At 60.4% G+C, this 7575-nt stretch carries 6 protein-coding genes and 1 pseudogene; 4 read left to right on the forward strand and 3 right to left on the reverse strand.

Annotated elements, in window-relative coordinates:
- The 3 genes from ACK4TM_RS16105 to ACK4TM_RS16115 form a co-directional block, all read left to right on the forward strand.
- The coding region (locus tag ACK4TM_RS16105; RefSeq protein ID WP_409703146.1) for a penicillin-binding transpeptidase domain-containing protein at positions 1-869 on the forward strand (869 nt) is incomplete at its 5' end.
- Between the two features lie 68 nt (positions 870-937).
- A complete protein-coding gene (gene prfB / locus ACK4TM_RS16110; protein ID WP_409703149.1) occupies positions 938-2062 on the forward strand; it encodes a peptide chain release factor 2 in 1125 nt (374 codons plus the stop codon).
- A 123-nt stretch (positions 2063-2185) separates the two neighbouring features.
- The gene (locus ACK4TM_RS16115; RefSeq protein ID WP_409703152.1) at positions 2186-4264 is read left to right on the forward strand and encodes an autotransporter outer membrane beta-barrel domain-containing protein; all 2079 of its coding nucleotides are present in this window, start codon (positions 2186-2188) and stop codon (positions 4262-4264) included.
- A gap of 94 nt (positions 4265-4358) precedes the next feature.
- On the opposite strand, the gene ACK4TM_RS16120 is transcribed toward ACK4TM_RS16115, so the two are convergent.
- From ACK4TM_RS16120 to ACK4TM_RS16130, 3 genes are all read right to left on the reverse strand, one after another.
- Positions 4359-5165: an arginyltransferase gene (locus tag ACK4TM_RS16120; RefSeq protein WP_409703155.1), complete on the reverse strand. Its 807-nt coding sequence runs from the start codon at positions 5163-5165 to the stop codon at positions 4359-4361.
- Positions 5166-5283: 118 nt separating this feature from the next.
- Entirely contained in the window at positions 5284-5688 is a 405-nt protein-coding gene (locus ACK4TM_RS16125; RefSeq protein WP_409703157.1) for a DUF2852 domain-containing protein, read from the reverse strand.
- 115 nt (positions 5689-5803) lie between these two features.
- Positions 5804-6274 carry a YbaK/EbsC family protein gene (locus ACK4TM_RS16130; RefSeq protein ID WP_409703160.1) on the reverse strand — a complete coding sequence of 157 codons (471 nt, stop codon included), beginning with the start codon at positions 6272-6274 and terminating at the stop codon, positions 5804-5806.
- 77 nt (positions 6275-6351) lie between these two features.
- Here ACK4TM_RS16130 and ACK4TM_RS16135 point away from each other — a divergent pair.
- A pseudogene (locus tag ACK4TM_RS16135) lies at positions 6352-7575 on the forward strand (glutamine-synthetase adenylyltransferase); the annotation flags it as partial.

A 7575-nucleotide genomic window follows, 5' to 3' on the forward strand; every position in this document is an offset into this window, starting at 1 on the left:
TCGGGATCGATCGGGTGGCAGAATATGCGGAACGCTTTGGCGTTTACGAACGGATGAACCCGGTGCTGGCGGCGTCGCTCGGGTCGGATGAAACGACATTGTTCAAGATGGTCGCCGCCTATGCGATGTTCGCCAATGGCGGCGAACAGGTGGAACCGACGCTGGTGGACCGTGTGCAGGACCGGTATGGCAATACCGTCTATCTGCATGACAACCGGCAATGCCCGGATTGTGCCACGGCGAACTTGCCGGACGGGCAAGCCCCGCAGGTCATTTCCAACCGTACCCGCGTGATGAACGAAGTCACCGCCTATCAGCTGACATCGATGATGCGCGGCGTGGTGGAACGCGGCACCGCTGCGGGGTCCGTAAACCTGCCTGCGCAGATCGCGGGCAAGACCGGCACCACCAACGACAGCAAGGATGTGTGGTTCGTGGGCTTTTCGTCCAATATCGTGGCGGGCTGCTATATCGGCTATGACCAGCCGCGCAGCATGGGCCGCGGGGCCTCTGGTGGGGGGATGTGCGGGCCGGTGTTCAACCGTTTCATGCGCGAGGCGATTGCAGAATTCGGTGCGCCTAACTTCACCGTGCCAAACGGATGTCAGTTCATCAATATCGACCGTTTCACCGGCGCGCGCCTGTCCGGCGACGCCAGCGGCGATAATGTGGTGTCCGAATGTTTCCGTGCGGGTGAAGAACCCGTCTTTGGCATCACCTATGACGGCGGTTTTGCCATGGCATCGGACCTGCCGCTTTACGATGAAGTGCCGCGCGCCACGCGCGAGGTGACGACATCCACGGGCGAGACGGCAACAGTGGGTGACAGGGCGACCTTTGGCACCATGTCCACGGGCGGGCTTTACTGACCGCCTTGCCGCTGGGCTTTGCGGGTTGTAAGACACCGTGAAATTCTAATCAGAACAGGTGTCCCACCATGCGCGCTGAAACGCAGAACAATGTCGATGCGATCCGCAAATCGCTCAACCTGCTGGCGCAGCGGATGGATTATGAAACCGCGCGTTTCCGGCTGGAAGAATTCGACGCAAGGGTCGAGGACCCGACATTGTGGGATGATCCTGACGCCGCGCAAAAGCTGATGCGCGAACGGCAGGTGCTGGCCGATACGCTGGCGATGCATGACAGCATCAAGCAGGAACTCGACGATAACGTTGAACTGATCGAACTTGGCGAGGCCGAGGATGATGCGGATATCGTCACCGAAGCCGAAGAAGCGTTGAAAGCCCTGCGCGAAAAGGCGGCGCAAAAGGAACTGGAAGCGTTGCTGGATGGCGAAGCCGATTCCAACGATACCTTCCTTGAAGTGAATGCCGGCGCGGGTGGCACCGAAAGCTGCGACTGGGCCAATATGCTGTCGCGGATGTATGTCCGCTGGGCCGAAAAAAAGGGCTACAAGGTCGAATTGCAGTCCATGCAATCGGGCGACGAGGCTGGGATCAAATCCGTCACCTACAAGATCATGGGCCATAACGCCTATGGCTGGCTGAAATCCGAAAGCGGCGTGCACCGGCTGGTCCGCATTTCGCCTTTCGACAGCGCCGCGAAACGGCACACGTCCTTTACCTCGGTCAAGGTCTATCCGGTCGTCGATGATAATATCGAGATCGAGGTGAACCAAAGCGATATCCGCCTTGATACTTACCGGTCGTCCGGCGCGGGCGGTCAGCACGTCAACACCACCGATTCCGCTGTGCGGATCACCCACTTTCCTACCGGGATCGTGGTCACATCATCCGAGAAATCGCAACACCAGAACCGCGATATCGCCATGAAGGCGCTGAAATCGCGGCTTTATCAGATGGAACTGGATAAACGGTCTACGCTGGTCAACGAGGCGCATGAAAATGCGGGCGATGCGGGCTGGGGCAACCAGATCCGGTCCTATGTGCTGCAACCCTATCAGATGGTCAAAGACCTGCGCACCGGGTTCGAGACGTCGGACACCAAAGGCGTGCTGGATGGCGATCTGGACGGGTTGATGGGTGCCACACTGGCGCTGGATATGTCAGGTAAAGGGCGCGACGCGGCCAATGCGGACTGATTTGCCCAAGCGACAAAGACTTATCCGCCTTTGTTCGGACTGGTATCCAATCAGCCCGGCGATTGTCACATAACATTCGCAGTTATTTCCTAAGGGAACCCATACGCGTAAAAAGGGGTTCCCATGTCACGTCTTCACACAACCACCGCAATTGCCGCCGCAGTCACCGCCTTGCAGGTCCTCGCGGCACCGGCCCATGCCGAATGTCTTACTGGCGGGGATACCAGCACCCCGACATTGACCTGCACAGCCACCGACAGCGGCAATATTGACGACGACCGTGACAATCTGGCAATTCTTGTCGAAAGCGACGCAGTTCTTATGGATGACAACCGACCGATCCAGCTTGGCGGATCGGATCAATCGATCATCAATAACGGTCTGATCGAAAGCAGTGATAGCGACGCAATCCGCGCCAGCGGGGAAAACCTGACCATCACCAATGCGGGCACGATCCGCGGCGGCGACCGGGGTATCCGGCTGCAGGACGATGCAAACGGCTTTACCCTGAACAATCTGGCCGGCGGACAGATCCTTGCGCTCAATCAGGCGGTCCGGCTGGACAATGACGATGTGCTTGAGAATGCGACAATCACCAACCGCGGCCTGATCCAGAGCACGAACGGGCGCGCGATCCAGAGCCGGGGTCCGGGTGGCACGGTGGTCAATCACGGCACGTTGCGCGGCGGCGAAGAAGTCATCGAAGCCCGCGAAGGTTTTACGCTAGAAAATCATGGGCTGATCGCGCTGAACGGCTTGAACTGGGATGCGGCAACGCGCCGTTGGACGAATGATGGTGCCACCTCTGACGAAGACGGCGTGCAATTCGCCAGTGGCCGGGTCGACAATTACGGCACCATCCTCGGCACCGATGACGGCATCGATATCGACGAAGGCGTGATCCACAACCATAGGGCTGGGGTGATCATTTCGACCGGATCGGCGGCAGATCCGCTGGTCGGGGGCAGCGGTATCGACATCGATGAGGTATTTGAACCCAGCGTTGGGGCTGGTCGCGTCTCAGGCCCGGTGACCATCATCAACGAAGGCTATATCGAAGGTGTGCAAGCCATCGGCGTTGCTGACGGCCACATATCGGACGTGACCATTCGCAATAGCGGTATCCTGCGTGGCCGGTCCGGCACTGCGATCCTGCTGGGCGACGGCGACAATACGCTGGAAATCGACGGTGGGCAGATCCTTGGCCAGGTCAATCTGGGCGGCGGCAGCAACACCTTGCGTGTCATCCGCGCAGGCGCGGGCGTCGTGTCATTCGTGGCGGCCCCGGACAACATCGATCTGACGGATGCCGCGAATGCGCTTTTCTCAGGCACGCTGCTGGTCGCCGCTGAACCCAGGGTCTTCAGCGCTGCCGACCGGCTGTTTTCCGATGCCGCGCTTGCCATGTCTCGCGGCGCTTTGGCGCAATCGGATGGCGCGGGCTGGTGGATTGACGGGCGGGTGCTGGCGCAGGATGACGACCAGACACAGACCGACAGATCCGGTGCTTTCACATGGGGCCGCGATTTCGGGGCATTCGGGGTTTTCGTTGCCGCCAGTACCGCGCAGGCCGAACTGGGCGGTGGTGATCATGAGGTTGCAATGACCGGGGCGACGATCGGCCTGCGGGCCAGACATGACCTTGGGACGCAAACCAGCATCAGCGGCGCGGTCTTTGCCGGGCAAAGCCGCATGACATTGACCAGCCCTGATGTTGCCAGCGGTAGCGGCGACAGCGACGGTATGCATTACGGGCTGACCGCGCGTGCCGCCCATGTTGCTCCAGCGCAGATCACTGGTGGGCGGTTCGGTTACGACCTGATCGGGCAGGCGGGTTTCGTCGCAGGAAAGTTCGACAGCTATGACACCTCCGGTCTCGGCGGGGCCGGGTTTGACGAAAGGGACACCAGCACCGCCTTTGCCGGGGTCGAGGCGGGGTTACTGGTCGGCATGGCCAACGCGATCACCCTGCGCCCTTTCGTGGGCGCGCATGTGGTTCGTGATGCCAACACTGATGGGGTTATGTCGCTGAACGGTGACGCGACCCGCTTTGACGTGCCTGATACGGATCATGCGATGATCAGCCTTGGGGTCGATGTCGGTGGGACCCGCGGTGTCAGCCGCTGGAATGTCAGGGCCGAGGCGCGCTATGGCAATGACGACAGGCTGCAGGGCCTGGCCAGCCTTTCCATGCGCTTCTGATCTGCTGGCAGGCGCAGATACGCAAACTGACGCTCGCGGATCTGTGCCTTTTGTCGGCTGCCGGGCTGGCCAATTTTCTGCAGGGTTTTAACGCCTAGTTCCGTCCGTCGGGCAGGGCGATCTTTGCCACTTGTTCGGCGATCGGGTCGCTGGACAGGGGATGGACAGAGGTATCGTAATCCTCGGGCCGTGTCACCGGCGACCAGACGCCGTCGCGGAATACTTCCAGCCCTTTGAACTTGGCCTTGTAGCCCATTTTCCGGCTGCCGGGCACCCAATAGCCCAGATAGACATAAGGCAGCCCCAATTCATGCGCGATCCGGATATGGTCGAGGATGATATAAGTGCCGAGCGATAGTTTTTCCTGTTCGGGATCAAAGAAGGAATAGACCATCGATAGCCCGTCATCGAGCACATCGGTCAGGCAGACCGCCCGCAGTTCACGGCCATCGGTATATTCGATCAGCCTTGTGCGGATAGGCGTTTCCTCCACCATCGCGGCGAATTCGAACATATCCATATCAGCCATGCCGCCAGTGGCGTGCCGGCTGTCCAGATAGGTACGGAACAGGTCATATTGTTCTTCCGTTGCCCAAGGCGCCGTGGCGCGCCGGTCAAGGTGGCGCGCGCGCGCCATCACCCGGCGCTGGCTGCGCGATGGCACGAAGGCTGACACATTGATCCGCGCGGACATACAGGCGGAACATTCCGCACAGGACGGCCGGTAAAGCACGTTCTGGGACCGGCGAAACCCCTGTTTTGAAAGAGAATCGTTCAGTTTCGTCGCATTCTCACCCTGCAGGGCGGTGAACAGCTTTCGCTCCATCCTGCCATCCAGATAGGGGCAAGGCTGCGGTGCCGTCACATAGAACTGCGGGGCAATCGGTAAGGTATGGCGCATGTATCGACCCAAATGGTTTGGCCAAACTTTAGCAATGGAAAGCAGTTGCGCCAAGCCCTCTGTCAGGCGGTGGGGTCAATCCGCGCGTAGGGTGCGTGCGCGCACGCACCCTACGGTGTTACGCCTCGGTCGTTTTGCGTTCGCGTTCGTCCATGAAGGCGTCGAATTCGGCCTTGTCCTTGGCGTCGCGCAGGCGCTTGAGGAAACTTTCGAACTTGTGCTGTTCCTCTTCCAGCCGCCGCATGGTTTCATCGCGGTAGGCGTCGAATGCAGCGTTGCCGCTGGATTTTGTCATCGGCATGGTAAAGCCTTTCATGTTGCCGCAGGATCGGCTGAACATCGACTTGCCCCAGATCATATAGGCCAGCAGGGCCAGACCGACGGGCCAGAACACGATAAAGCCCAGCACCATGGCTGCGATCCAGCCAAATTTGCCGTGTGCGTCAAGCCAGGCCTCGGCACGGGCGAAATAGCCGCGGCTGGTGTAGTCACTCATCCCTGCATGGGGTGTTGCTGTGGTCATTTCGCTTTCTCCTTTAAGGCAGCGGGTTGATGTGAATGTCTTTCACATGACCAATATTGGGGCTTGCTGCGGTTCGCGCAAGACCTGATGTAAAGGTTTTTTACATTAATGGGAATCAGGTAGTGAAATCAGCGGTTTGCGCGCCGGAAATCTGCAATATAACCTCTGGCGCGATGGGGAATATATGCCTTGGAGTACCCGCAGCGGCCCAGATTTCATCGAATGCCAGCAGGCGGGGATCGAAAAAGGCGGTGACCTTGGTCAGATGCCCGATGGGCGCGACCCCGCCGATGGCAAACCCAGTCTGCGCGCGGATCAGGGCGGCATCGGCCTTGCCCAAAGCCTCGCCCGCGACGGTGCTAGCCTTGGCGGTGTCCACCTGATTGCCGCCTGCGGTGATGAACAGGATTGCGGTGCCGCTGGTGAGGCCCGCAAAAATCACCGATTTGGCGATCTGGTCCAGCGCGCAACCTACGGCATCGGCGGCCTGCTGTGCGGTGCGGGTCTGGTCGCCCATTTCCAATGGCGTGATCTGCAATCCGTGATCGGCAAGCGCACGGGTGACGCGGGTCAGACTTTTGCTCATGTGCTCTCCTGCTTTTGGGGCAGTCTAGCTGCGCCTTGGCGATTGACCAGATACGATCCGTCACCCAAGGTGCGCGCATGAGCTTTGACAAACGGATCACCCGCACGCCTTTTGCCTATGATGCTGCCCGTGGGGCGGATGTTCTGGGCAGCTTGCCCGATGTGCCGCCGGCAGTTGCGGAACTGCTGGCAGGCACGGCTGGTTGCAGCCCCTATCTGGCCGGGCTGATGCTGGCGGAAAAGGATTGGCTGATCGCCGCACTGGATGATCCCGAAACGGCGGTGGATGATCTGCTGGCCGCATTGGGCGATGTGCCGTTGGACGCGCTGCCGCTGCACCTGCGCGAGATGAAGCGCCGGATCGCGCTGATCACCGGGCTGGCCGATCTGGGCGGTGTCTGGCCGCTGGAAACCGTGACCGGGACCCTGACCCGCTTTGCCGATGCTGCCGTGGATGTCTGTGTGACAAAGCTGGTCGCGGCAGAGGTCGCGCGCGATAAGTTACCTAAGGGCGCGCCCGGCGATGCGGCGGGAATGGTCGTGCTTGCCATGGGCAAGATGGGCGCGCATGAACTGAATTATTCATCCGACATCGACCTGATCTGCCTGTTCGACGATGCCCGCTTCGACCCGGACGAAAGCTATGAGGCGCGCGCTGCCTTTATCCGCGTGACGCGCAAAATGACAGCGATCCTGTCAGAGGTGAAACAGGGCGGTTATGTGTTCCGCACCGATCTGCGGCTGCGCCCCGATGCCTCGGTCATGCCGGTCTGTCTGTCGATGGATGCCGCCGAACGCTATTACGAAAGCGTGGGCCGGACCTGGGAACGCGCGGCCTATATCAAGGCGCGGGCCTGTGCCGGGGACCTTGCGGCGGGGGACCGGTTTCTGCAAACCCTGCGCCCCTTCGTCTGGCGTAAACATCTGGATTTCGCCGCCATTCAGGACGCCCATGACATGCGCCTGAAAATACGCGATCACAAGGGGTTGGGCGGCGCTCTTACACTGGAAGGTCACGATATGAAACTGGGGCGCGGCGGTATCCGCGAGATCGAATTTTTTACCCAGACAAGGCAATTGATTGCCGGTGGGCGCGATCCGTCGCTACGCCATCGCGCCACGGGTGACGGGTTGCAGGCGCTGGCAGATGCGGGCTGGATCGGGGCGGATGTGGCGCGCATCCTGCTGGATCATTACCGCCACCACCGCGAGGTCGAACATCGTCTGCAGATGATCAACGACGCGCAGACCCATCATCTGCCGCAGGACGCGGCGGGGTTCGACCGGCTGGCGGCCTTCATG

Source organism: Yoonia sp. (assembly GCF_046292185.1).
Taxonomy (GTDB): Bacteria; Pseudomonadota; Alphaproteobacteria; order Rhodobacterales; family Rhodobacteraceae; genus Yoonia.